The 25,855-nt window shown below is 68.4% G+C and carries 21 protein-coding genes; 5 read left to right on the forward strand and 16 right to left on the reverse strand.

Annotated elements, in window-relative coordinates; genetic code table 11:
* Positions 1-19: 19 nt before the first annotated feature.
* Together ACLJOO_RS28555 and ACLJOO_RS28560 are read left to right on the forward strand one after the other, a co-directional pair.
* Positions 20-400 (forward strand): sigma factor, encoded by a 381-nt coding sequence (locus tag ACLJOO_RS28555; protein WP_410790488.1) that lies wholly within the window; start codon positions 20-22, stop codon positions 398-400.
* Between the two features lie 52 nt (positions 401-452).
* Entirely contained in the window at positions 453-920 is a 468-nt protein-coding gene (locus ACLJOO_RS28560; RefSeq protein WP_410790489.1) for a hypothetical protein, read from the forward strand.
* Here ACLJOO_RS28560 and ACLJOO_RS28565 read toward each other — a convergent pair.
* Positions 917-1,660 carry a GntR family transcriptional regulator gene (locus tag ACLJOO_RS28565; protein WP_410790490.1) on the reverse strand — a complete coding sequence of 248 codons (744 nt, stop codon included), beginning with the start codon at positions 1,658-1,660 and terminating at the stop codon, positions 917-919. The genes ACLJOO_RS28560 and ACLJOO_RS28565 overlap by 4 nt on opposite strands.
* Positions 1,661-1,944: 284 nt before the next feature.
* Between ACLJOO_RS28565 and ACLJOO_RS28570 the strand changes: the two genes are divergently transcribed.
* On the forward strand, positions 1,945-2,946 hold the full coding sequence (locus ACLJOO_RS28570) for a Gfo/Idh/MocA family protein (protein ID WP_410790491.1): 1,002 nt from the start codon (positions 1,945-1,947) through the stop codon (positions 2,944-2,946).
* Here ACLJOO_RS28570 and ACLJOO_RS28575 read toward each other — a convergent pair.
* A complete protein-coding gene (locus ACLJOO_RS28575; RefSeq protein WP_410790492.1) occupies positions 2,901-3,644 on the reverse strand; it encodes a glutamine amidotransferase-related protein in 744 nt (247 codons plus the stop codon). The two genes, ACLJOO_RS28570 and ACLJOO_RS28575, sit on opposite strands and share 46 nt — an antisense overlap.
* A gap of 76 nt (positions 3,645-3,720) precedes the next feature.
* Between ACLJOO_RS28575 and ACLJOO_RS28580 the strand changes: the two genes are divergently transcribed.
* Positions 3,721-4,602 carry a LysR family transcriptional regulator gene (locus tag ACLJOO_RS28580; RefSeq protein WP_410790493.1) on the forward strand — a complete coding sequence of 294 codons (882 nt, stop codon included), beginning with the start codon at positions 3,721-3,723 and terminating at the stop codon, positions 4,600-4,602.
* Here ACLJOO_RS28580 and ACLJOO_RS28585 read toward each other — a convergent pair.
* The 13 genes from ACLJOO_RS28585 to ACLJOO_RS28645 all read right to left on the reverse strand — a co-directional run bounded on the left by ACLJOO_RS28585 (position 4,588) and on the right by ACLJOO_RS28645 (position 20,056).
* Positions 4,588-5,736, reverse strand: a complete 1,149-nt coding sequence (locus tag ACLJOO_RS28585; RefSeq protein ID WP_410790494.1) for a hypothetical protein — start codon at positions 5,734-5,736, stop codon at positions 4,588-4,590. The two genes, ACLJOO_RS28580 and ACLJOO_RS28585, sit on opposite strands and share 15 nt — an antisense overlap.
* A 493-nt stretch (positions 5,737-6,229) precedes the next feature.
* Positions 6,230-7,732 carry a CoA-acylating methylmalonate-semialdehyde dehydrogenase gene (locus ACLJOO_RS28590; RefSeq protein WP_410790495.1) on the reverse strand — a complete coding sequence of 501 codons (1,503 nt, stop codon included), beginning with the start codon at positions 7,730-7,732 and terminating at the stop codon, positions 6,230-6,232.
* A 34-nt stretch (positions 7,733-7,766) separates the two neighbouring features.
* On the reverse strand, positions 7,767-8,843 hold the full coding sequence (locus ACLJOO_RS28595; RefSeq protein ID WP_410790496.1) for a Gfo/Idh/MocA family protein: 1,077 nt from the start codon (positions 8,841-8,843) through the stop codon (positions 7,767-7,769).
* Positions 8,840-9,700, reverse strand: a complete 861-nt coding sequence (locus ACLJOO_RS28600; protein WP_410790497.1) for an ATP-binding cassette domain-containing protein — start codon at positions 9,698-9,700, stop codon at positions 8,840-8,842. Before ACLJOO_RS28600 ends, ACLJOO_RS28595 begins: the two co-directional genes overlap by 4 nt.
* Positions 9,697-10,743, reverse strand: coding sequence for an ABC transporter permease (locus ACLJOO_RS28605; protein ID WP_410790498.1), 1,047 nt, complete (start codon positions 10,741-10,743; stop codon positions 9,697-9,699). The genes ACLJOO_RS28600 and ACLJOO_RS28605 overlap by 4 nt, the downstream gene beginning before the upstream one ends.
* A gap of 9 nt (positions 10,744-10,752) precedes the next feature.
* On the reverse strand, positions 10,753-11,748 hold the full coding sequence (locus ACLJOO_RS28610) for a sugar ABC transporter substrate-binding protein (RefSeq protein ID WP_410790499.1): 996 nt from the start codon (positions 11,746-11,748) through the stop codon (positions 10,753-10,755).
* An 80-nt stretch (positions 11,749-11,828) separates the two neighbouring features.
* Complete coding sequence (locus tag ACLJOO_RS28615) at positions 11,829-12,722, reverse strand: TIM barrel protein (RefSeq protein WP_410790500.1); 894 nt, start codon at positions 12,720-12,722, stop codon at positions 11,829-11,831.
* Entirely contained in the window at positions 12,722-14,635 is a 1,914-nt protein-coding gene (gene iolD, locus ACLJOO_RS28620; RefSeq protein WP_410790501.1) for a 3D-(3,5/4)-trihydroxycyclohexane-1,2-dione acylhydrolase (decyclizing), read from the reverse strand. The genes ACLJOO_RS28615 and iolD overlap by 1 nt, the downstream gene beginning before the upstream one ends.
* Positions 14,632-15,531 carry a 5-deoxy-glucuronate isomerase gene (iolB, locus tag ACLJOO_RS28625; protein ID WP_410790502.1) on the reverse strand — a complete coding sequence of 300 codons (900 nt, stop codon included), beginning with the start codon at positions 15,529-15,531 and terminating at the stop codon, positions 14,632-14,634. Before iolB ends, iolD begins: the two co-directional genes overlap by 4 nt.
* Positions 15,532-15,567: 36 nt before the next feature.
* Entirely contained in the window at positions 15,568-16,458 is an 891-nt protein-coding gene (locus ACLJOO_RS28630; RefSeq protein WP_410790934.1) for a deoxyribose-phosphate aldolase, read from the reverse strand.
* A 728-nt stretch (positions 16,459-17,186) separates the two neighbouring features.
* On the reverse strand, positions 17,187-18,140 hold the full coding sequence (gene iolC, locus ACLJOO_RS28635) for a 5-dehydro-2-deoxygluconokinase (protein ID WP_410790503.1): 954 nt from the start codon (positions 18,138-18,140) through the stop codon (positions 17,187-17,189).
* A gap of 34 nt (positions 18,141-18,174) precedes the next feature.
* The gene (locus tag ACLJOO_RS28640) at positions 18,175-19,059 is read right to left on the reverse strand and encodes a sugar phosphate isomerase/epimerase family protein (RefSeq protein WP_410790504.1); all 885 of its coding nucleotides are present in this window, start codon (positions 19,057-19,059) and stop codon (positions 18,175-18,177) included.
* A 10-nt stretch (positions 19,060-19,069) separates the two neighbouring features.
* The gene (locus tag ACLJOO_RS28645) at positions 19,070-20,056 is read right to left on the reverse strand and encodes a Gfo/Idh/MocA family oxidoreductase (protein WP_410790505.1); all 987 of its coding nucleotides are present in this window, start codon (positions 20,054-20,056) and stop codon (positions 19,070-19,072) included.
* Between the two features lie 144 nt (positions 20,057-20,200).
* Between ACLJOO_RS28645 and ACLJOO_RS28650 the strand changes: the two genes are divergently transcribed.
* Positions 20,201-20,941: a GntR family transcriptional regulator gene (locus ACLJOO_RS28650; RefSeq protein ID WP_410790506.1), complete on the forward strand. Its 741-nt coding sequence runs from the start codon at positions 20,201-20,203 to the stop codon at positions 20,939-20,941.
* On the opposite strand, the gene ACLJOO_RS28655 is transcribed toward ACLJOO_RS28650, so the two are convergent.
* The gene (locus ACLJOO_RS28655) at positions 20,938-25,812 is read right to left on the reverse strand and encodes an NAD-glutamate dehydrogenase (RefSeq protein ID WP_410790507.1); all 4,875 of its coding nucleotides are present in this window, start codon (positions 25,810-25,812) and stop codon (positions 20,938-20,940) included. The genes ACLJOO_RS28650 and ACLJOO_RS28655 overlap by 4 nt on opposite strands.
* Between the last annotated feature and the right edge of the window lie 43 nt (positions 25,813-25,855).

Genomic DNA, 25,855 nt, shown 5'->3' on the forward strand with positions numbered 1-25,855 from the left:
GACAGGGGACCTCGGGAGGGTGGCTTTGACACGGTCGACGCAGGATTTCGAGGAGTTCGCCAAGGCGCGGACGCCGCAGCTGTACCGGTCGGCGTGGCTGCTGGCCGGTGAGCACCACCTGGCCGAAGACCTGGTCCAGGAGACGTTGGCCAAGCTGTACCGGGCCTGGCGACGGGTCGAGCAGACCGACAACCCGGCGGCGTACGCGCAGACCGTTCTGGCGCGGACGTACATCTCCCAGCGGCGCCGACGGAGCTCGACAGAGCGACCTGTGGAGCGGACACCTGACCGGGCGGACCGGACCGGCGACCACGAGCTCCGCCTGTCCTTGCTGCAGGCAATGGCCGAGCTGTCCCCGCTCGGCCGAGCAGTGCTGGGCGACGAAGCCGTCCATCTCTGATGCGCCGGGCGACCGAGGACCTGCAGCCCGCCACGCCCGAGCTGGTTGCCCCTTGGCGACGCTGACTGGTCTCCTCCCGCACGGACTCACCCTGACCAACTCCACGAAGTCCGGTGGCTACGGCCTCGGTACGAACGAAGCCAGCGTCCTTCTGAACGACGGCGCCGGCGCCTCGCTGCTCACGCTGAGCATCACCACCGCGGACGCAATCACCGACTGCAACCCGTTCCCGCCCGGCACGTGCACCATTCACGCAGGCGGCAGCGTGCACGTCGTGTACGACGACCAACCGCTGTACACGGACGGCCCGAACCCAGGCGGCGTCCGGGAGACCGTCGTGGAGCTCTTCCGACCCAACGGCACCCAGATCAGCCTGACGAACTACAACGCCCCCAAGGAGAAGAGCGAGCACACCCGGCCCCGTCCCCTGCTGACAGCCGCTCAGTTGGCTCAGATCGCTCGCAGCACGCAGTGGGTCTTCCCGCCCCGCCAGGCGGACGACTTCCAGCCGGGGTCTTAGCGGTGTACGAGCGTGTGCTCGAAGGAGTAGCGGCTCGCGCGGTACAGGTGGGAGCCGTACTCGACCGGCTGACCGTGGTCGTCGTACGTGATCCGGGTGGTCGCCAGAAGCGGTGCGCCCGGCTCCTCCGACAGCAGCTTCGCCTGCTCGGGTGTTGCCGGTATGGCGGAGATGGTCTGGTGCGCCACCTTCAACCGGACCCCCTCAGCCCGCAGCAGCTGGTAGAGACCACGCTCGGCCAGTGTGGCCGGGTCGGTCTCCAGGATCTCCGGCGGCAGCCAGTTGCGCATCAGAGCGAGTGGCTCGCCGTCTGCTCGCCGCAGCCGCTCCAGCCGCAGTACCCGGTCGCCGAGCTCGCATTGCAGTGCAGTGGCGACCTCTGCGGTCGCGGGTGAGATTCCGAAGCGCAGTACGTCGGTTTCGGGCTTGCGGTGCGCTGAGGTGAGGTCGTCGTACAGGCTGGTCAGTTCGAGCGAACGACGTACCTGTCCGGAGTTGCCGACCACCTGCGTGCCGACACCGCGCTTGCGGACCAGGAGGCCCTGGTCGACCAGGCGGGCGATCGCCTGGCGGACGGTCGGCCGGCTCAGTCCGTACGCCTCGGCCAGGTCCACCTCGTTGCTCAGCCGGGACCCGACGGGCAGTTCGCCGCCCTGGATGGCCGCCTCCAGCTGCTGCGCCAGCTGCACGTGCAACGGCGTACGGCTGTTCCGATCGACCTGGACCTGGACGGTACTCATGGGCTCATCCTGAAGGCTGGACCGGAATCCGTCGAGCCACCACCCGAATTTGATCAGACCTCCGCGGTCCGCTGCCGGAGCCGTCACCCGCTGAACGCCGGGTGAACTTTCCGGTCGCGGCGGTCCGGATCGCGGGCAGTGGGTTTGGAGCCTGGGTGCGGTGGGGCAGGATGACGGCTTCGTCTGTCGATGAGCCATGTAGTGACGAACTAGGCTTCCTACAGGATTCACCGCTCTCGAGGACTCGCCCCCGCCGCCCCATCGCTGTCAGCAAGGGAGAACGCATGGAACCGCTTCGCATCGGCATCCTCGGTGCCGCCCGGATCGCCGACCGGGCCATCGTCGAGCCCGCCAAGCTGACCGGCGCCCGGTTGGTCGCGGTCGCTGCACGCGACACCGGCCGGGCCGAGGCCTTCGCCGCCGAGCACGGTGTCGAACGGGTCCATGCGTCGTACCAGCAACTGCTGGACGATCCCGAGATCGAAGCGATCTACAACCCGCTGGCGAACGGCCTGCACGGACCGTGGAACCTTCGGGCCTTTGCCGCAGGCAAGCATGTACTGACCGAGAAACCGTCGGCCAGCAACGCCACCGAGGCGCTGGAGGTCCGGGACGCCGTCCGCTCGTCCGGTCTGGTGTTCATGGAGGCGTTCCACTACGCGTACCACCCGGTGATGCGGCGGCTGCAGGAGCTGGTCTCCAAGGGTGAGCTCGGCGACCTCCAGCAGGTCGAGACGACGATGGTGATGCCCCCGCCGGCGGAGGACAACCCACGCTGGTCGCTGCCGCTTGCCGGCGGTGCCGTGATGGACGTCGGCTGCTACGCGCTGCACGCACAGCGGATGTTCGCGCCGTACGCCGGTGGCGCGCCGAAGCTGATCAGTGCCCGGGCCGGTGAGCGCAAACGGCTGCCAGGTGTGGACGAGTGGCTGAACGCCGACCTGGAGTTCCCGAACGGCGCGACCGGTGTGGTGCGGACCAGTATGGCCGCCGAGGCGGTCGACTTCAGTCTCAAGGTCGTCGGCAGCCGCGGCGAGGCGTTCGCCCCGTTCTACGTGCTTCCGCAGAAGGACGACCGGGTGATCGTGACGACCAAGGAAGACACCTGGGTCGAGCACCTCGGTACGCGGACGTCGTACACGTACCAACTGGAGGCGTTCGCCGGAGCGGTTCGCAACGGCGCTCCAATCCTCACCGACGCCGACGACGCGCTCGCCACCATGGAGCTCATCGACGCCTGCTACGTCGCCGCAGGCATGGCCCCGCGGCCGGTCTCCGCGATCTGATCGCTGCGGCCGGCGACCGCGTGCGCGAACGCCTGGATGAACGGGTGTGGGCGTCTGCCGTCGCCGGCCAGCTCCGGCTGGAACAGACTGGCCAGGTAGAACGGGTGTCCCGGCAGCTCCGCGATGCGTGGTTCACCTGCGTCGTCGTACCCGCTGAAGACCATGCCGTGCTCGCGCAGTAGGTCGAGTTTGCTGCTGTCCAGGCCGTAGGAGCAGTGGTACCGCTCCATGGAGCGCTCTACACCGAGTAGCTCGGCCGCACGGGTTCCTGCCCGCACCTGCACTCCGCCCTCGTGTCCGTCGAGTGAACACTGCAACGGCACGATCAGGAGCTCGTCGGCGTCCGGCGTACTCTCACCATGCTGTACGCCGGTTGCGCCGCAGACGTTGCGCGCGAACTCGAGCATGGCGTGCTGGAACCCGCCACACGTCCCGAGGAACGGGATCCCGTGCTCGCGGGCGATCCGGACCGCGGTGACCGCACCGGCCTCGCTCCGGTACGGGCTGCCCGGCAGCAGCCAGATCCCGTCGAAGCCTTCGAGCGCATCGTCCACGTCGTCGCTCGGGACCCAGTAGACGTCGAGGTCCAGGTGATCGCGCTTTTCGAGCTCCTTGAGCAGACCGGGGATCCGGGTGTGCGAGCGGACATGCGGTGAGCGGTCCCCGACCAGGGCGAGGCGTCCGGAGTAGGCGTTCATAGGTCCATCCTCGGGCCAAGGCGAGCATCAGCGCCAACGATGATCTCTGCATGGTCGATCAGAGATACTGATACCCGTGGATCCTCACCTGCTGCGGACGTTCGTCACGGTCGCCGACTGCGGGTCGTTCTCTGCGGCCGCGTCGCGACTCGGCTACACCCAGTCGGCGGTGTCCCAGCACATCGCCACCCTGGAGAGCGACCTCGGTACGCCGCTACTCCGCCGACGGCCCGTCGTACCGACACCGGCGGGCGAGCGCCTGCTCGAACACGCCGGCCCGATCCTGCTCCGGCTGGACGCGGCCCGCGCCGACGTACGCCGTACCGTCGCGGACCCGCCCAGCACCCTCGCGCTCGCCGCGTCTCCCCTGCCGGCCCGGTCACTCGCAACCGCGCTGGCCGAGGTACGGCGTACCTATCCCGGCACCGAGACGTCACTGACCGTCTGCGGGCGCGATCAGGTCGTCGCCGGTGTCGCCGCCGGCACCTTCACCCTCGGTCTCGTGGACGGCATCGCGACCCCCACCGACCCTCTCCACCTGACCAACGCCGTGCAGCTCCGCACCACCTCCGTAGCCCACGACACCCTCGTCGTAGCCCTCCCCACAACCCACCCACTGGCCAGGCGTGATCGTGGTCTCGCGCTCGGCGATCTAGCAGACGCGCGGTGGATCGACGCCCCCGACCTCGCCGCCCCACTCGCGACGTTGCGCGCCGCTGCCGGCTCCGACGCGCTACGCCCGGCCTTCACCTACAACGGCACCGACCTCCACACGCTCCTCACCCTGATCGAGTCCGGTCACGGCCTCGCCGTCCTCCCCCGCTCAGCAGTCGTGCAGGAGCTCGCGGCGGTCCCGCTGACCAGGCCACGCCTGGTACACCGAACGGAACTCCTGCACGGCCACCTGTCCGAACCAGCAGCCGCGGCTCTGGCCGCCGCGCTCTCAGACCGCGAGTAGTTGCTCCAGGCCACCACGCGTCATCGGCCGATCCAGGACACCTACGGCTTCCCGCTCGGCAAAGAGCGCACGATCGGCATCCTCAGGGTTGATCGCCTCGCAGATCGCGTTGTACGTCCAGTTGAGCCATCCCGTGATCGCCACCGCGAACGACGCCAGCTCGAGCTTCGGCCATTCCCGCACCTCGCCGTACCCGTCCCGAAACGCCACCACTCCCTGACGATTGAGCTCCGGCCGCAACAGCCAGTGCGTCAACATGTACCCAAGCTCGAGTTCGGCCGTGAGCGGCCCGGCGAAATCCCACTCCATCACGATCAGCTGACCGTCACGCCCCTGCCGCACGTGGGTCGGAATCAGGTTCTGGTGGCACAACACCAGCTCGTCAGGCAGCTCGAACTCGATCGCCCGCAGCTCGCGGACCGCCGGCAGCCACGCGTCCAGTCGCTCGGCCCACGGCTTGCCCGCTGCCCGCGCCCGACCGAGCAACTCTTGCCAGTCGGCCTCGGGTCGGCGATAGGTCAGATACCCGTGGACAGGCGCATCGCTAGGGGTAGCCAACGCATGCAGCGTCCCCGCCAACGCACCCGCGCGCCGCGCAACCGCCGCCGAAACCGGCAGCGCCAGCGACGGCCCGACCTCGAGCCACTCGTGGACCCGCCAGTTCTCACCGTGCACACGCTCGACCAGCCGCCCTTGTGAACTCCGCGCGGCAACCGCAGCCGCCACGCCCGCCGCACTCGCGGCGTCTCGAAGCCGCGCACCGAGCTCCGCCTGCTCGTTCGTGATCCAGTTGTAGACCGTCACCGCCAACCAGCGCCCGCGGTCGGTCGTCAGCTCCCAGCAACGCCCCATATCCGTAAACATCACGGGTTTCGCCGGAGCCGTCACAGTCCCCAGACCGAAGACGTCGGCCAGCTCCTCAGCGAGTCCTTGAGGTGCGGTGGGTGTGTCCGCGACCCGGCGCTCGACCTCGGTCTTCAACGCCGGCCAGTCGCGTACGCCGTACTCCGCGGCCAGCGCGCGTTGCGCTTCCGCGAGTGAAGCGTCCGGCTTGGACTCCCGCAGTACCGCGAGGAGATCCTTGGCTTCCTTGCGCAGGTACTCGATGCTGGGCCGATCAGGCAGCAGTTTCACAATGCGTCCTCTCGCACCCGGACTCGCACGGGTCTCAAGAGAGCGTCATCAACCGCACTCGGCTTCGGAAATCGAGGTGGCTTCCAGCCTTCCGGCGAGTCTCGGCGCGCCCTCGAACGCACCGATGACGCTACCCAACCGCACCCCACCGGTCAACGGTCGCTGTCACGATGCCGATCGTCGAGGCGCTGAAGCCGGAGGTCCGGCGCCGGGGGCCGCAGTCCCCCGGAGGCAGGTCACTCTGGGGGCTGCGGCCCGGCCGCTACTTCCGCCCCTGCTTGGTCGGCGGGATGATCGAGCCGTCGCTGGGGTTGGGTTTCGGCTGTTTAGGTTGCTTCGGCTTGCGGACTTCACGCCCGCCTTTGTTCTTCGACATGAGACGCTCCGGGGCTGAGGTGATCGCGGACTTCGGACGGGCCGGCAGGCCCTGCTGCGCCGCGGTACTCCTCTTGCCCCGGGGGTCACATTCGACGCTACACCCTCGGCCGAGCTTTCAGTCGTGGGTCGGGAAGCCGAGGTTGATCCCGCCGTGGGACGGGTCCAGCCACCGCGACGTGACGACCTTGCCGCGGGTGAAGAAGTGCACGCCTTCGGTCCCGTGGGCGTGGGTGTCGCCGAACAGCGAGTTCTTCCAGCCGCCGAACGAGTAGTACGCCATCGGCACCGGAATCGGCACGTTGATCCCGACCATCCCGACCTCCACCTCGTTCTGGAACCGGCGCGCCGCCCCGCCGTCGTTGGTGAAGATCGCGGTCCCGTTCCCGTACGGGTTGGAGTTCACGAGCTCGAGCGCCTCGTCGTACGACGGCGTACGCAGCACCGAGAGCACCGGGCCGAAGATCTCGTCGGTGTAGATCGACATCTCCGGCGTCACCTTGTCGAACAGCGTCGGACCGAGCCAGAACCCGTCGGCCGCCCCGTCGAAGTCACCTGCACGCCCGTCGACCACCAGCTCCGCGCCGGCCTCGACCCCGGCCGCGACGTACCCGGCGACCTTGTCCCGGTGCTCGCCGGTCACCAACGGACCCATGTCGCACGCGCGGGTCCCGTCGCCGGTCTTCAGCTTGCCCATCCGCTCCTTGATCTTGCCGATCAGCTCATCCGCGATCGGCTCGACCGCCACCAGCGCGGAGATCGCCATGCAGCGCTCACCGGCCGATCCGAACCCGGCGTTCACGGCGGCGTCCGCGGCGAGGTCCAGGTCCGCGTCCGGCAGCACGATCATGTGGTTCTTCGCGCCGCCGAGAGCCTGCACGCGCTTGCCGTTCTTGGTGCCGTTCTCATAGACATAGCGAGCGATCGGCGTCGACCCGACGAACGACACCGATTTGATGTCCGGGTGCTCGAGCAGCCGGTCGACGGCCTCCTTGTCACCGTGCACGACGTTCACCACGCCGTCCGGCAGGCCGGCCTCCTTCCATAGCCCGGCCATGGCGTTCGCCGCGGACGGGTCCTTCTCGGACGGCTTGATCACCACGCTGTTGCCACAGGCAACCGCGATCGGAACGAACCACATCGGCACCATGGCCGGGAAGTTGAACGGCGAGATCACCGCGCTGACGCCGAGCGGCTGTCGGATCGAGTACACGTCGACCTTGGTCGAGACGCCCTCGCTGAACCCGCCCTTGAGCAGGTGCGGGATGCCGCAGGCGAACTCGATCACCTCGAGGCCGCGGGTCACCTCGCCGAGCGCGTCGGACAGCACCTTGCCGTGCTCGGCGGTGATCAGCTGCGCGATCCGGTCCTTGTCGCGGTTCACCAGCTCGCGGTACGCGAACAGGACCTGCGCGCGCTTCGTCAGCGAGGTCTGCGCCCAGGTCTTCGACGCCTCGTGAGCGACCTTGACGACCTCGTCGACCGTGGCCGCCGACGCCAGGTCCAGCTCGCCCGTGACCTGACCGGTCGCCGGGTTGTAGACCTTGCTGGTCCGCTCGGCCACGCCGGTCCACGAGCTGCCGCCGACGAGGTGGGTGATGCGCTTGCTGTCAGTACTCACGATGTTTCCTCACTGCCGGATTGCTGAAGGTGTTTCATCCGAGGACCTTGCTGCGGTCGGCCAGGGTGACGTCGACCGGTCTACCAGAGCTGAGCGACTCGAGGCCTGCCTCGCAGACGGCGGCCGCCGCGTAGCCGTCCCAGGCGCTCGGCCCGTCGATCTCACCGCGCACGGTGGCGTCGACCCAGCGCTGCACCTCGATGTCGTACGCCTGCTCGAACCGGATCCGGAAGTCGGCCGGCATCGTGCCGCCCCACTGCCCGCCGGCCCGGGTGAAGACGCCCGACCCGAGGCCGATGGTCGCGCTCCCGCGCTCGGCCACCGCCTCACAGCGGACCTCGTACCCGACCTGGAAGTTCACGAACACCTCGACGTCGGCCATCGCCCCGTTCGCCAGCTCGAACACGGCCAGCTGCGGATCGAGTACGCCGTCCCCGACGAGACTCGTCGGCGTCGGGGTGTGCACGGTGATCCGGGTGATCTCCTCGCCGAACAGCCACCGGGCGACGTCGACCTCGTGCACCATCGAGTCCCGGACGATCATCTCGCTCCGGAACGTCGGCGGGGCCGACTTGTTCCGGTGCACGTTGTGCAGCAGCAGCGTCCGTCCGAGGTCGCCCGAGTCGAGCAGTTGCTTCAAAGCGGCGTACTCCGGGTCGAACCGCCGCATGAACCCGACCTGGATCAGCTGCCGTCCGAGCTTGTGTTCGGCTTCGACCACCCGCAACGCCGACGCCGCGTCCATCGTCAGCGGCTTCTCGCAGAGCACCGGCTTACCGTGCTCCAGGCAGGCGAACAGCTGCTCCGCGTGCGCGAACCCCGGCGAGGCCAGGATCACCGCGTCGACGTCGTCGGCCGCGATCAGATCCATCGGATCCTCGACCACGCGAACAGTCTCCACGTACGCCGTACCGCCCGAGTGTCTCGCCGTACTGGCGGACCCGCCGCCTGTTGACCTCTCCGACAGGCGGCCGGCGAGCTCCTCGGCCCGGACCTGATCTGCATCGGAGACGGCGACCAGGCGTGCACCCGCCGTCCTCCGCACAACGCGTTCGGCGTGGTCGGCGCCCATCACTCCGACGCCGACGATCCCGACCCGCAGATCGGTCATGTCCCCTCCTGCCCCTTCTGCACATCATCCACGACCACCTCGGGATTGATCTCCCTCAGCTCGTGGGACAGCGCTTCCAACTCGGACCCGCCGGCCATCTCGGTCGTCAGCTCCTCCAGCGTGATCTCCGACCGGTGCGTGTCGAGCGCCACCCGGCCGAGCTTCAGCACGACGAAATGGTTGCCGACCAGGTACGCGTGGTGCGGGTTGTGGGTGATGAAGATGACCCCGATCCCCGCGTCCCGCGCCTTCACGACGTACTTCAGCACCACGCCCGACTGGTTCACGCCGAGCGCCGCCGTCGGCTCGTCGAGGATCAGCACCTTGGCGCCGAAGTGGATCGCCCGCGCGATCGCCACACACTGCCGCTGACCGCCCGACAGCTTGCCGACCGGCTGCTCGAGATTGGGGATCGAGATCCCCATCTTGGTCAGCTCCTCCTGCGCGATCCGCTTCATCCTGGTCGCGTCCAGCTGCCGGAACGGTCCCTTGGTGATCTCGTTACCGAGGAAGAAGTTCCGCCAGACCGACATCAGCGGCGCCAGCGCGAGGTCCTGGTAGACGGTCGCGATGCCCCTGTCGAGCGACTCGCGCGGCGAGGCGAAGTGCCGCTCCTCGCCGTTCACCGACATCCGGCCGGACGTGTAGTCGTGCAGGCCGGCGATGATCTTGATCAGTGTCGACTTGCCCGCGCCGTTGTCACCGAGCACGCAGGTGATCTCACCCTGCCGGACCGACAGCGACACCCCGCGCAGCGCCTGGATGTTGCCGTAGCTCTTGCCGATGTCCTCGAGCATCACGATCGGCCCGTTCGGGCTCGCCGCCGCCTCCTCCGCGAACGACTTCGTGGTGGTCATCGTGCCTCCGCCTTGTTCCTGACGACAAGGTTGACGATCGTTGCGAGAAGCAACATCGCTCCCAAGAATGCCTTGAACCAGTCCGGGTTCCAGTGCGCGTAGACGACGCCGACCTGAACCATCCCGAAGATCAGCGCACCCACGGCCGCACCGACGACCGAGCCGTAGCCGCCCGTGAGCAGGCAGCCGCCGACAACCGCAGCGATGATGTAAAGGAACTCCTTGCCGACCCCCTCGCCCGATTGCACCACGCCGTTCTGCACGAACAGCAGGAACATACCGGTGAACCAGGCAAAGAAGCCGACTGCCATGAACAGCCCGATCTTGACCTTCTTCACCGGTACGCCGACCGCCCGCGCGGCCGCCGCGTCACCGCCGGCCGCAAAGATCCAGTTGCCGATCTGTGTCTTCAGCAGCACCCAGGCGGCGATCGCGACGAACACGATCCACCAGACGATGATGATCTTGATCGTCATACCGCCGAGCTTGAACTCCGACGCGAACACCGCCTTCGCCGCGCCGAAACCGTCCATGTCGCTGATCGAGTTCGACGCGACCGCGCCGGAGGTGAGTCGGGTGACGGCGATGTTCAAACCCTGGAGGATGAAGAAAGTGCCCAGCGTCACCAGGAAACTGGGCAGGCCGGTCCGCATCAAGAGCCAGCCGTTGAACGCTCCGATCGCCAGCGAGAGCGCCAGGGCGACGACCAGGCCGACCCAGACGTTCAAGCTGAACTGGTAGGCGAAGATGCCCGCGGTCAGGCCGGACGTCGTCACCGCGACCCCGGCCGAGAGGTCGAACTCGCCGCCGATCATCAGCAGCGACACCGGCACCGCCATCACACCGATCAGGGCTGCCTGGTACAGGATCGTGCCGGTGTTGTTGATGTTGCGGAACGGTGGCGCCGCGATCAGGAAGAAGACCAGGATGACGGCCGCGCCGACGAGCGATCCGATCTCCGGCCGGCTGAGCAACCGGGCGCCGAGGGACCGGGCGGAGACGCGGTCGTCCGCCGAGACGGGTGAGGTGATGGTCGATGCCATGGCGCTACCTCAGCGCGTCCCGGCTTCGGCGTACTTCTGGACCGCCGCGATGTTCGACTTGTCGATGAACGCCGGTCCCGTCAGGGTCGCCTCGCCGCCGCCGATGGTGTCGCCGTTGGTCCGGTACAGCCAGATCGCGTCGATCGCCAGGTATCCCTGCAGGTACGGCTGCTGATCGACGGCGAACTGCACCGTCCCGTCCTTGACCGCTTTCGCCATCTCCTTGCTCATGTCGAAGCTGCCGACCTTCGCCGACGACCCGGCGTCCTTGGCCGCCTGCACCGCGGTCAGCGCGATCCCCGCGTTCAGCGCGACCACGTAGTCGGCGTTCTTGTCCTGCTGCAGCTTGGAGGTGAGTGTCGCCTGCGTCCCCGGCTGGTCCGTGCCGTTGACGTTGACGTTCTCGACGTTGCCGAACTTATCCTTGATGCCTTGGCAGCGCGCCTCCAGGCTCACGTTGCCCTGCTCGTGGATGACGCAGATGACCTTCTTCGCGCCGAGTTGCTTGAGCTTCTCGCCGGTCGCCTGGCCGGCGATCCGCTCGTCCTGACCGAAGTACCCGAGCGCGCCGGTGGTCTTCCACTGGTCGAGCCCGCCGTTGAGGATCGTCACCGGGATCCCGGCCGCGATCGCCTTCTTGACGTTGGGGATCACCGCGTCCGGCTTGTTCAGCGTGACCGCGATGCCGCCGACCTTGGAGTCGATCGCGGTCTGCACGAGGTTCGCCTGGGCGGCGCCGTCCGGGTCGGCGGAGTACTGCAGCTCGATGTTGTCCTTCTTCGCGGCCGCCTCGGCGCCGCGCCGGACGATGTCCCAGAAGGTGTCGCTCGGGCCCGAGTGGGTGATCATGGCAACCTTCATCCGCGGGGTGTCGGCGACGTTGCCGCCGCTCCCGCTGGAGCTCTCCTCCTTCTGCTTGCCGCCGGAGGAGCTGCACGCGGCCAGAGCCACCGCGAGCACGCCGGCCGCGACCGCGGCCCCCGCCTTCTTCTGCCACCGAACCATGACTTGCTACCAGCCTTTCAGGTGTTCCGCGGCACTCCGCGGACTGCGTGGGACCCGAGAGTTTCACACTCCCGTGGCCGTCATCTCGATGTAGCACCCCCAGAAGCAGTGAGATACGCCAATGTCCGCGCCGCGATCGGCAGCGGTACGTCGGGCGCACACGGGTACATGTCCTGCTCGACGATCGCGAACACGTCGGCGTCGAGCGCGGCCAGCGCGTCAAGAACCGGAGGCAGTTCGGGTACGCCGTTGGGCGGCTCGCACATCACGCCCCGCCGTACGGCTTCGTCGACGCTCAGGCCCTCGGCGTCGACCTCCGCGAGGATCTTCGGATCGACCTGCTTGAGGTGGACGTAGCCGATCCGGTCCGGGTACTTGCGGATCAGCTCCAGGTTGTCGCCGCCGCAGTAGCTGATGTGGCCGGTGTCGAGGCACAGGTTCACAGAGGCGCTGTCGGTCTCCTCGAGGAAGCGCTCGACGGTGTCCTGCGTGTCGACATGTCCATCCGCGTGCGGGTGGTACTGCGTCAGCAGCCCGAACTCCTCTGCCAGCCGGCGACCCAGCTCGGTCACCGCCTGCCCGTGCCGCGCCTGACCCTCGTGGTCCAGCCGCTCCTCGACGACCTCGCCGTTGTCACCGCGCCACATCGACGGCATCACGACCAGGTGCTTCGCGCCCATCGCGGCCGTCAGCTCGGCTGTCTTGACGACGTCGCGCCACGTCGCCTCCCACCCGTCGGGGCGATGCAGCTGCTCGAACGTCGTACCGGCGGTCATCGTCAGACCGCGCTGGTCGAGCTCGTCCTTCAACCTCACCGGGTCGGTCGGAAGGTAGCCGTACGGACCGAGCTCGATCCGCGTGTACCCGGCCGCGGCCGCCTCGTCGAGGAACCGCGTCCATGGCGTCTGCTGCGGGTCGTCGGCGAACCAGACTCCCCACGAGTCCGGCGCCGTACCGATGTCGACTCTTCCCATCAGCGATCCCCTTCCGCCGGAGTCAGGTACGGACGCTGGGCCTTCTTGCTCTCCTCGTACGTCGCCGCCGCGGCCTGTGTGGACTGCAGCTCCGACACCTCGCTGACCGGGACGTCCCACCAGGCGTCGCTGTCCGGCCCGCCGACCAACGGGTCGGTCGTGACATGGATCGCGATCGGCCCGGTGGCCGCCTTCGCGGTCTGGATCGCCTTCTCCAGCTCGGGGCGGCTGTGGACGTCGATCACGTCGACACCGAAACTGCGCACGTTCGCCGCGAGATCGATCGGCAGATAGTCGCCGTCGAGCCGGCCGTCGCCGGTGCGCTTGCGGTACGCCGTCCCGAACCGCTGGGAACCGAGGGACTCCGAGAGCGCGCCGATCGACGCGAAGCCGTGGTTCTGCACCAGGACCACGATGATCTTGAGATTCTCCTGGACCGCGGTGGCCAGCTCGCTGGACATCATCAGGTACGACCCGTCGCCGACCATGACGAACACGTCGCGATCCGGTGCGCCGAGCCGGACGCCGAGTCCGCCGGCGATCTCGTATCCCATGCAGGAGAAGCCATATTCGACGTGGTATCCCTTCGGGTCGCGCGGCCGCCACAGTTTGTGGAGGTCACCCGGCATCGAGCCGGCTGCGCAGACAACCACATCAGACGCCGCCGACAATTCGTTGACGGCGCCGATCACCTCGCCCTGGGTGAGCAGTCCTTCGGCCAGTTTCGCCGTCACCTCGGCGGAGGGCCGGAAAACTGCGTCAACAGTTCCGTTCCAGTTCCTGGTGAGTTCCTGGGCCTCCGCGGTGTACTTGTCGTCCACGGACCAATCGCCGAGCGCAGATCCCAACGAAACAAGGGCTTCCCGCGCATCGGCCACCACCGGGAGGCCGGCATGCTTACCACTGTCGAAACGCGCCACGTTGATGTTCAGGAACCGGACCTGCGGATTCTGGAACGCGGTCCGCGACGCCGTCGTGAAGTCGCTGTAGCGGGTGCCGATCCCGATCACCAGGTCCGCATCCCGGGCCAGCGCGTTGGCTGCCGTGGTCCCGGTCGACCCGACCGCGCCCACCGCCTGCGGGTGATCGTAGGCCAGAGATCCCTTACCTGCTTGGGTTTCCGACACCGGTACGCCGGTTCGCTCGGCGAACTCGCGCAGCGCTTCCTCTGCTCCCGAGTAGTGCACACCGCCGCCGGCGACGATCAGCGGTCGCTGCGCGGACCGTAGGAGATCTGCCGCCTTGTCGACAATTGATGCCTCCGGCAAGGGGCGTGCGACGTACCAGGTGCGCTCGACGAAGAGCTCCTCCGGCCAGTCGTACGCCTCGGCCTGGACGTCCTGCGGCAGGGCCAGCGTCACCGCGCCGGTCTCGACCGGATCGGTCAGCACGCGCATCGCGTTCATCAGTGCCGAGGGCAACTGTTCGGGACGCCAGACGCGGTCGAAGTACTTCGACACCGGGCGGAAGGCGTCGTTGACGGACACGTCACCGGCGCCGAAGCTCTCCAGCTCCTGCAGCACGGGTGTCGCCACCCGGGTCGCGAACACATCCGAAGGGAGGATCAGCACCGGCAACCGGTTGATCGTCGCCAGGGCCGCACCGGTCACCATGTTGGTCGAGCCCGGTCCCACGCTTGCCGTGCAGGCGTAGGTCTGGAGCCGATCACGGGTACGCGCGAAGGCCGCCGCGGTGTGCACCATGGCCTGCTCGTTGCGGGCCAGGATGTACGGCAACGCCTTCGGGTCCTCGAGTTCGGACTGCAGCAGCGCCTGGCCGAGCCCGGCCACGTTGCCGTGGCCGAAGATGCCCAGTGACCCGGCGATCAGCCGCTGCCGAAGACCGTCACGCTCCGAGTACTGGACGCTCAGGAATCGCACCAAGGCCTGCGCGACCGTGAGACGCACCGTCATGACTCTTCTCCTGTTTGTCCGAAAGGTAGGCGCGGATCGAGATGTTGGGAGTTCCACAGTTCCCGAACCCAGGCGTGCTGCGGGTCGTCAGTGATCAGCCATTGGCGCTCGGTGCCGGGTCCGGCCATCACATTGAGGTAGTACATGTCGTAGCCGGGCGGTGCCATCGCCGGGCCGTGCCAGCCGTGCGGGACCAGCACTACGTCACCGCTACGGACCTCGGCCAGTACGTCGATCGGGCGGTCCTCTGTTCCGTAGACCCGCTGGTAACCGATCGGATCGTTGCCCTTGACACCTTCCGGGACGTCGTCGGACAGCTGCAGCTCGAAGTAGTAGATCTCCTCGAGCTCGCTCTCCTTCCCCGGCTTGTGCTCGTCGTGCTTGTGCGGCGGGTAGGACGACCAGTTGCCGGCCGGCGTGATGACCTCGCACGCGATGATCGAGTCCGCCTCGAGAACTCCCGGCGTACCGAAGTTGCGGACCTGACGGGACGCGACGCCGGCGCCACGGAGCTCGGTCTCGACCTCGTCGGCGCCGATCCGCCGGAATGGATGGTCCGTCGCGGCCTTGGCGTGCGGGAACGCGATCCGCGCGCCACCGGCGCTGACCACCGCGAAGGTCGAGTTCCGGGGCACGTAGGCCAGATCGGTCGGACCTGCGAACACATCCGCCCGTCCGCCGAGCGGGACCGCTTCACCGTCGACGATCACCTCGGCCGACCCACTCAGCGGAAGGACGATGTACTCACAGTCCCCGGTGTCGATCTCCACCGACTGACCAGGAAGCAAGGTCCGAACCAGCAAGCCAGTGTGATGCCACTCCGCCTCATCCGGCCGCACCGCGAGCTCGAACCCATCGCTCGCCGCGGTCCCGGCCGGCCGAACCCATTCAGTCATCCCAACTGTCCTTCCTCAGAACCTCAGCGGTCCGGATCATGCGGTGTCGCCGTGGACGAGGGCCGCGGCGCGGTCGACAGCCGCTGCCACGTCGCCGTCGGGTGGGAACAGCAGCGCCCGCCCGACCACCAGTCCGCGGACCGAGGGCAGCTCGAGCGCCTTGCCCCACGAGGCGTAGGTCGCTTCCGGCTCCGCGGTCGGATCGCCGCCGAGCAGCAGTGTCGGCAGCGTCGTTGCCTCCATCACCCGATCGAGCTCGTCCACGACCGGCAGCTTGAGCCACGTGTACGCACTCGTCGCGCCGAGACCGGACGCGATCTGGATCGACTTGATCACCGAGTCGGGATCGAGCAGGTTCGCGACCCGCCCGTCCTCGCCGCGTGTCGACCAGAACGGCTCGACCATTGCCATCAGCTTGTGCTCGGCCAACCCGGTCACCGCCGCGGCGCTGCTTTCCAACGTCGTCACTGTGCCGGGGTCGTCGAGGTCGATGCGTGTCAGCATCTTCCCGCCGTCGAGCCGCCGCGCGGCGATCTCGTCAGCCGTCCGGTACGCCGTGAAGCGGTCGTCCAACTCGAACGCCGAGCCCTGCAGCCCGCCTCGGTTCATCGAGCCGATGACGACCTTGCCTTCCAGCGCACCGAGCAGCAGCAGGTCCTCCAACACGTCCGGGGTGGCCAGTACGCCGTCCACCCCCGGCCGCTGCAACGCGATCATCAACCGAGCAATCAGATCGGCCCGGCTCCCCATCGCCATCCGATCGCCCCGCACCCCCAACGCACCACGCGCCGGGTGATCAGCAGCCACGATCAACAGCCGCCCGTCATCCCCCACCAACGCCCGAGTACGCCGCTGCAACCACCCCTCAGCCACCCGCTCCGGATGCCGAACCCGAACCTCAGTCAACTCCCCCAACCGCTCCGCAATCCCCGCCCACCCCTCCCCCCGAACCAACCCCACCCGCACCACGCCAGCCGCACCAGCACCGGCGGCTTCCACCTCAACACCAAATGCTGCACCGGCTCCGGTAGCAACCTCAACAGCCTGCTCCGGTGTGTGCTCGCTGGCTGGTGGTGTGGTCTGGCTCGCTGATGGTGTGGTCGTTTGTGGTTGGTCTGCGATGGTGGGTGCCTGCTCGGTTGAGCTCGGCGTACTGCTTGATGGGGCCTCGGCGACGGGCGATTCGTTGCCTGCGTCGGCGGCCTGTGCCGGAGCTGCTGGCAGAGTCGCACGCTGCTCTCCACGGACCGTTTGACCGCTCACCTGATGCCCCGGTGAAGCCTCCGCCCTGCCCACGGCCTGCTCGCCCGTCGCCTGCTGGGGTGTGGGGAGGTTCAGGTTTCCGATGACGGTTGTTTGGCCGTCGGGGGTTACGGCGGGCGTCTCCTGGGAGGCGTCCAGCATCACCGTCACGTCGTCGGGGCCGGGCGCGTCTGGCCGACGTACAACAACCGTCGGGTCGTTGGGGCCGGGTGTGAGGACGGTGGAGTCGTTGGCCCAGTCGGTCTGATCCGCAGCCGGCACGTTGGGCCGGCGGGCTACGACGGTTGGGTCGTTGGGTCCGGGAGTGAGGGTGGTCGGGTCGGGGTCTTCGTGGGGGTGCTGGATGGGGATGGGGCGGGCGTGTTCGGAGTACTGGTCTTCGTCGTGGGGGGTCATGCTTCGGCTCCCAGGTGGGAGAGGACTTCTTCGGTCGTGGGCATGGCGGTGGAGCATTCGAGGCGGGAGGCGACGATCGCGCCGGCGGTGTTCGCGAACCGGATGATCTTCTCGAGCGGCCAGCCGGACAGGAGCCCGTGGCAGAGCGCGCCGCCGAACCCGTCGCCGGCGCCGAGGCCGTTGACGACGTCGACCGGGTACGGCGGGACCTCGACGCGTTCGTCCCGGGTCCGGGCGAGCGTGCCGCGGGGACCCTGTTTCACGACGGCCAGGTCGAGACCGCGGTCGAGGAGCGCCTGCGCGGCCTTGTCGGGATCGGTCTCGCCGACGGCCACCTCGCACTCCTCACGGTTGCCGACAGCAACCGTGCAGTACTCGAGCGCCCGCGACACCTGCGAGTGCGCCTCGCTGGGGTCGGCCCAGAACATCGGCCGGTAGTCCAGGTCGAGCACCGTGATCCCCTCGCCAGTGCCGCGCCGCCCGCGAGCCTCCCAGGCGGCGAAGTGCGCGGACCGCGACGGCTCGGCGGACAGGCCGGTCACCGTGGACCAGTAGATGCGCGCGTCGCGGATCGCGTCCAGGTCGAGCTCCGACGGGTTGATGACCAGGTCGGGCGCCTTCGGGAAGCGGTAGAAGTAGAGCGGGAAGCTGTCCGGCGGGAAGATCTCGCAGAAGGTGATCGGCGTCGGCAGGCCGTCGACGCCGGAGACGAAGCGGTCGTCGACCCCGAGTTCGCCGAGCGTGCGGTGGATGAACACGCCGAACGGGTCGTTCCCGGTCCGGCTGATCACCGCCGACTTGCGCCCGTGCCGCGCCGCCGCCACCGCTACGTTCGTCGCGCTCCCACCGAGGAACTTGCCGAACGAGGTGACATCCTCCAGATGCGTCCCGATCTGCAGCGGGTACAGGTCGACCCCGATGCGCCCGATCGTCAGTACGTCGTCCACCATCAGACCATCCCATCCCCACGGGTCCCGGAGGCGGTCATGCGAGCCCCGCCGCGATCGACTGCAGGTGCGCGATACTCGCCCGTACGTCGGCCACGGGCCCGTCGTCGACCGGGCGCGCCTGCAGGATCGTGTCTTGTTCGAGGACGTACCACCCGTCGTACCCGGACTTCTCCAGCGTGCTGACGATTGTCGCGATGTCGATGTCGCCCAAGCCCAGCGGCCGGTACATCCCGGAGCGTACGGCGTCCGTGTAGCCGACCTCACCGGACTGCACCCGTGCGGCCCACGCGGCGTCGACATCCTTCAGGTGCGTGTGGCGGATGCGAGACGTGTGCTCGACCGCCAGCGCCACCGGATCGACCCCGCCGATCAGCAGGTGACCGGTGTCGAGGGTCAACCCGATCGAAGAGCCCTGAAGCACCCGCTCGACGTCGTCGGCGTTCTCGACCATGGTGCCGACATGCGGGTGGACGGTCGCCAGCACGCCCCGGGAAGCCGCCAGCTCGGCCAGCTTGTCCAGGTTGGCGAGCAAGGTGCTCCAGCCGGCGGAGTCCAGCGCCGGTCGGTCGTCGTACCCGTCCTGGCCGGTCGCTGCGGCGAGGACCAGGGTCCCGGCGCCGGCCGCGACGAAGCTCTCCAAAGCCACCGCGACCTCGGCCGCCGGATCGTGCGAGGGATCATGCAGCACGACAGGAACGAATCCGCCGACGGCGCGAAGGCCGACGTCCGCCAGGGTTTTCGCCTTGTCGCCCGGTTCGTCCGGCAGGAACCCGTCGGGACCGAACTCGGTCGCCGCCAGCCCGACCGCGCGCATCTCGGCGAGCACCGTCGCGGCGTCGTACTGCCAACCCCAGTCCGGCACCTCGGACACGCCCCACGAGATCGGAGCACCGGCGATCCGGGCAGCAAGTTCAGTCATCTCAAACCCTTCAGAGCGTGACGATGCGGTTCTCGTGGCGGGACAGTTCGCAGGCGTCGGCGATCCGGAACGCCGCGAGCGCGTCCCGGACCGTGCACGGCACCTCGCGGGTCCCGGCGACGACCTCGGTGAAAGCGGTCAGTTCAGCGACGTACGCGGGCTGGAACCGATCCATGAACGTCATATGCGGTGGCCCCTCCGGGAAGCTGACGCCCGGCTCGGCCGAGCGCAGCGCGGTGTGCGAGTCCAGGCCGACCGCGATCGAGCCGAGGCTGCCGTGCAGCTCCATACGTACGTCGTGGCCGGCGCCGTTGTACCGCGTCCCGCTGACCGCGACGAACGTGCCGTCGTCGAGCGTGAGCAGCGCGGCCGCCGAGTCCACGTCGCCGTACTCGCCGAAGAAGGTCTCGCCGCGGTTCGCTCCGGTGGCGTAGACGCTGACGACCTCGCGGCCGGTGACGTAGCGGATGATGTCGAAGTCGTGCACCGTGCAGTCGCGGAAGAATCCGCCGCTCTGCGGGATGTACTCGCGGTGCGGCGGGAAGGCGTCGTTGGTGTTCGCCCGGATGTGGTGCACGAACCCGAGCTCACCCGACTCCACGGCCGCCCGCGCCGCCTGGTACCCGGCGTCGAACCGGCGCTGGAAACCGATGTGTACCGGGACGGTCGCCGCCTCCACCAACGCCAGTACCCGCTCGGTCTCCGCCAGGTCGAGCGCGACCGGCTTCTCACAGAACGTCGGTACGCCGGCCGCGAGTCCCGCCTCGATCAACGAGGCGTGCGCGGACGTCGCCGCCGCGATGACGAAACCGTCCAGGCCGGACGCGAGCAGTGCCGGTACGTCGGGGACCGACGCGACGCCCAACTCCTTCGCGACCGCCTGGGCCCGGGCGGGGTCCGCGTCGGCGACGACCACCTGATCCACCGCCGGCAACTCCTTCAGCGTCGCGGCGTGGAACGCCCCGATCCGCCCGACCCCGACCAACCCGATCCGCATCCGCGCTGCCTCTCTCGAAGAACGGGCGCGCCACAGCCTCTGCGGCGCGCTGGTTGCTCGTCAGCTTTCCGGGCCCGTGCCGGGGGTGTCAATACTTTGTTAACACATTCTCACGTACGGACATAAGCGGGTAACATCCGCCCCATGAACGCTGCCCTGCCGATCCAGCTCGATCGGAGCAGCCCGGTGCCGCTGTACCACCAGCTGGCCGAGCAGCTGACTGCCGCCATCACGGACGGCCGGCTGCGTCCGGGCGACCCGTTCGAGAACGAGATCGGCATGTCCGACCGGCTGAACCTGTCCCGCCCGACGGTCCGGCGGGCGATCTCCGAGCTGGTCAACCAGGGCCTGCTGGTCCGCCGCCGCGGCATCGGCACCACGGTCGCGAACCAGATGGTGCACCGCAAGGCCGAACTGACCAGCCTGTACGACGACCTCGCCCGCGAGGGCCGGACGCCGCGGACCGAGGTGCTCGCACTGGACTGCGCGGCGCAGGACGACCGCGCCGCCGCCGTACTCGAGGTCCCGCCCGGCACCCCCCTGGTCGCGATCGTCCGCCTCCGGTACGCCGACGACCTGCCGCTCGCGATCATGCGCAACTGGCTGCCGCCGGCCCTCAACGACCTCACGTTGGACGAGCTCACGAGCGACGGCCTGTACGCCGTACTCCGGGCTCGCGGTATCCGGCCGACGGTCGCGCGGCAGCGGATCGGCGCCCGCAACGCGACCGCCGACGAACGCCGTACCTTGCACATGTCGAAGGCGGAGCCGCTCATCACCATGACCCGCTCCGCCTACGCCGCCGACGGAACACCGGTCGAGTACGGCAGCCACTGCTACCGAGCCGACCAGTACTCCGTCGACGTCGTGGTGTCCGAACGCTAGGCCTGATTGGCGATCAGAGTCCGGACCAGGCGCAGGCCAACGGACAGGTGGGCCAGTTCGGGGCCTTCGGTCTCGACGATTTCCTCCAGCATGGTGGCGGCTCGGGCCAGTGCCGTGGCGTTCTGGTCCTGCCAGGTGATGACGCGGTCCTCGGGATCGGCCGACGGGTCGGTCGTGGCGAGGACCTGGCGGGTGAGGCGGGCGTGCACGGCGTGCAGGTCGTCGCGCAGGGCGGCGCGCGCCATGGTCTGCCAGCGGTCGGTGCGCGGCAGGCCGATGATCCGCTCGAGGAAGCGGCCCAGCTGCAGGCGCTCGCCGAGGGCGAAGTGGACTTTGGCGACCTCGAGGATGTCGATGTCCTCGCGCGACGCGGTCTCGACGATCCCGAGCCCGGCGTACGCCGGCGGCAGCACCGCGATCCGGGTCGCGAAGTCGTCCGCAACACCCTTCTGTACCAGGGCTTCGCGCCGCTGCTCGAACAGCGCCAGCTCACGACCACGCAGTACGTCGGGCAACGCCGCCGTCAGCTTCGCGATCCCCGGGCCGAAGAACTCGATCAGCTCCTCGATGTCGACCGGGGGCCGCCGGTTGCTGACCAGCCAACGGGTGGCCCGCTCGACCAGCGTCCGGGTCTCCAGCCGCATGTGCGTCTGCGTCCCGGCGTCGACCACGTTGTCGAGCTCGGAGTTGCGGGACAGCAGTTCGGGCTGCGCGAAGATCCGGGACGCCGCGAGGTTGCCGCGGACGACGTCCTCGACCGACCCGCCGGTCTCCAGCGAGAGCCGGTGGTACGCCGTGATACCGGAGGTGTTGATGAACTCGTTCACCACCTGGGTGGTGATGATCTCGCGGCGCAGCTGGTGGTTCTGGATCTGGTCGGCGAACCGCTCGCGGATCGCCTTCGGGAAGTAGCTGGTCAGCTTGTGTTTCAGGAACGGGTCGTCCGGCAGCGACGTCTTCAGCAGCTCCGCGTCGAGCACGATCTTGGTGTAGGCGATCAGCACCGACAGCTCCGGCGAGGTCAGGCCCTTGCCCTCGGCCTTGCGCTTCTTGAACTCGGTGACGCTCGGCAGGAACTCCAGCTGCCGGTCCAGCAGCCCTTGCTTCTCGAGCCGCCGGACCCAGTCCTGGTGGACGTGCATCAGCGCCGGCGCCTGCTCGGACGCGTTCGCGAGGGCGATGTTCTGCCGGTAGTTGCTCTTCAGCACCAGCGCCCCGACCTCGTCGGTCATCGACGCGATGATGTCGTTGCGCTGCTTCTCGGTCAGGTCGCCGTCCGCGACGACCGTGTCCAGCAGGATCTTGATGTTCACCTCGTGGTCGGAGGTGTCCACACCGGCCACGTTGTCGATGAAGTCGGTGTTGATCCGGCCGCCGGCCGCGGCGTACTCGATCCGGCCGAGCTGGGTGAAGCCGAGGTTGCCGCCCTCGCCGACCGCGCGGGCGCGCAGTTCGGACCCGTTGATCCGGATCGCGTCGTTCGCCTTGTCGCCGACGTCCCCGTTCGACTCGCCGGACGACTTCACGTACGTGCCGATACCGCCGTTCCAGAACAGGTCGACGGGCGCCTTCAGGATCGCGTTCATCAACTCGGCCGGCGTCAGGGTGCCAGAACTCGCCCCAGCAGTACTCTCGATCCCGAGCGCCGCACGGACCTCGGCGGAGATCGGGATCGCCTTGTCGGTCCGCGGGAACACCCCGCCGCCGGTCGAGATCAGCGACGCGTCGTAGTCCGCCCACGACGACCGCGGCAGCTCGAACAGCCGCCGCCGTTCCGCGAACGACGACGCCGCGTCGGGCGTCGGGTCGAGGAAGATGTGCCGGTGGTCGAACGCCGCGACCAGCCGGATGTGCTCGGACAGCAGCATCCCGTTGCCGAACACGTCACCGGACATGTCGCCGACGCCGACGACCGTGAAGTCCTCGCTCTGGCAGTCGTGGCCCATCTCGCGGAAGTGCCGCTTGACCGACTCCCACGCGCCGCGGGCGGTGATGCCCATCGCCTTGTGGTCGTACCCGACCGAGCCGCCGGACGCGAACGCGTCACCGAGCCAGAACCCGTACTCCTTGGCGACGCCGTTCGCGATGTCCGAGAACGTCGCCGTACCCTTGTCCGCGGCAACGACCAGGTAGGCGTCGTCGCCGTCGTAGCGAACCACCTGAGCAGGCGGAACGATGTCACCGGCAACGATGTTGTCGGTGATGTCCAGCAGCCCGGAGATAAAGGTCTTGTACGACGCGATGCCTTCGGCCAGCCAGGCGTCCCGATCCGCGGCCGGGTCGGGCAGCTGCTTGGCGTAGAACCCGCCCTTCGCGCCGACCGGCACGATCACCGAGTTCTTCACCATCTGCGCCTTCACCAGGCCGAGCACCTCGGTGCGGAAGTCCTCCCGCCGGTCCGACCAGCGCAGACCGCCGCGCGCGACCGCGCCGAACCGCAGGTGCACACCTTCGACCCGCGGCGAGTACACGAAGATCTCGTACTTCGGCCGCGGCTGCGGCAGCTCCGGGATCGCCTTCGGCTCGAGCTTCAGCGAGATGTACGTCCGCGGCTTCCCGTCGGCGCCCGGCTGGAAGTAGTTGGTCCGCAGTGTCGCCTTCATGACGGTCAGGTACGAGCGCAGGATGCGGTCCTCGTCCAGGCTCTGCACCGTGTCCAGCGCGGCCAGGATCTCCTTCTCCAGCTGGTCCGTGCGCATCGTCCGGTCCGGGTCGTCGGCCGGTCCGCGCGCCGGGTCGAAGCTGGTCTCGAACAGCTGCACCAGCAGGCCCGCGACGTCCACATGGTGCAGGAAGGTGTTCTCGATGTAGTCCTGGCTGAACGGCGTACCGCCCTGGCGGATGTAGCGCTGGTACGCGCGCAGAATCGACACCTGCCGCCAACTGAGGCTGCCGCGCAGGACAAGTGCGTTCAGCTTGTCGGACTCGGCCCGGCCCTCCCAGACCGCCTGGAACGTGTCAGAGAACAGGGTGCGCAGTTCCTCGCGCTCCTCGGTGTCCTCCGGCGCCCGCAGGCCGAAGTCGTAGATGTAGGCCATCGTCCCGTCGTCGCAGCGGATCTCGTACGGGCGTTCGTCGACGACCTCGACGCCCATCGCACTCAGGTGCGGCAGCACCTGCGACAGGGACAGCGACGACCCGGTGCGGAACACCTTGAAGCGCCGTTCGCCCTCCCACTCCTCGTCGAGCGGGGTGTAGAGCGACATGGCCAGCCCGTTGTCGGACGGCAGCCCCTCCAGGACGTGTACGTCGTTGACCGCGACGCGCGCGTCGAAGTCCTCCTTGTACGCCTCCGGGAACGCGTTGGCGTACCGGCGCGCCAGCTTGGTGACCGCACCGTCGCCGCCCTTCGCGTGCAGCGCCGCGGTGAAGTCGTCCTGCCACGCCCGGGTCGCCTCGATGACCTGCTGCTCCAGCAGATCCGCGTCGTACTCGCCGACCGTCTCGCCCTGCTTCATCCGCACCACGAAGTGCACGCGGGCCAGCACGGACTCGGTGACGTAGGCGGCGTACGTGACGGTCTCGGCGCCGATCGCGTCCTTGAGGATCTGCTGCATCTTCAGCCGGACCGCAGTGGTGTAGCGGTCGCGCGGCAGGTACACCAGGCAGGACAGGTACCGGTTGTAGACGTCACGCCGTACGAACAGCTTGACCGCGCGCCGCTCCTGCAGGTGCAGCACCGACTGCACGATCGGCAGCAGGTCCTCCACAGGTGCCTGCAGCAGCTCGTCGCGCGGGTAGGTCTCCAGTACGTCGAGCAGACCCTTACCGCTGTGGCTGTTCGGGTCGAAGCCGGTCAGACGGAACAGCTCCAGCGCCTTGCGTCGCAGCACCGGCACCTGCATGACGCTCTCGGTGTACGCCGTCGACGACAGCAGACCGATGAACCGGCACTCGCGGACCGGGTTACCGCTCTCGTCGAACTGCTTGATGCCGACGTAGTCCAGGAACGTCGACCTGTGCACCGTGGAGCGGGAGTTCGCCTTGGTGAGGATCAGCAGCTTCCGCTCCTGCGCCTTGGCGCTCACCTCCGGCGGCAGCTTGCCGGAACCCGGCTTCGGGTCCGGCCGGAGGATGCCCAGCCCGGTCCCGGGGCTGCCACGCAGGATGCCCTGCTCGCCCTCCATGGTGAAGTCGTACTCGCGGTAGCCCAGGAAGGTGAAGTGCTCGTCGGCCAGCCACTCCAGGAGCTCGCGGGCCTCCTCCACCTCGCTCTCGGAGACCGGCAGGTCGGCGGCCTTCAGGCCGGCGGCGATGCTGACCGCCTTCTCGTGCATCTTCGGCCAGTCCTCGACCGACTCGCGGACGTCGTTCAGCACCTTCTGCAGGTCCCGCTCGAGCGCGCGGTGCTCGGCGACGTCCGCGATCCGCTCGATCTCCAGGTGCATCCAGCTCTCGCGGACCAGGTCGTGCCCGTCCGCGGTCGCGCTGTCGTCGAGGACCTCCTGCAGTGTGCCGGCGACGTCGCGGCGGACCACGAACTGCGGGTGGATCAGGAGCTGGAGCTCGAGGTTGCGTTCGGTGATCGCCATCGAGGCGCTGTCCACCAGGAACGGCATGTCGTCGATGACGATCTCGACCACGGTCCGGCCGCTCGCGGCCCAGCCGTGCTCCTCGAGCGTCGGCGTGAAGACGTGCACCTTCGCCGTCCCCTGCGGGCGGGACATCGCGGACTTGTAGTGGTGCCGCGCGGCGCCCAGGCAGTCGTTCGGCTGACGCTCGGCGACGTCCTCGGCGGCGACGTGCCGGTAGTACTGCTCGAGGAACGTCTTCAGCTTGCCCGGGTCGGCCGACTTGTCGTGACTATGTGTCCCCGCGGCCACCGCCTTGGCGAGCACATCCGCCTTCTGGACGTCCAGCTTGCTCTGCATTCCCCACCGTCTCCACACGTGACTTCGGCGTCGCTCGCGCCGG

The sequence above is a fragment of the Kribbella sp. C-35 genome, from assembly GCF_046549195.1.
Classification (GTDB): Bacteria; Actinomycetota; Actinomycetes; order Propionibacteriales; family Kribbellaceae; genus Kribbella.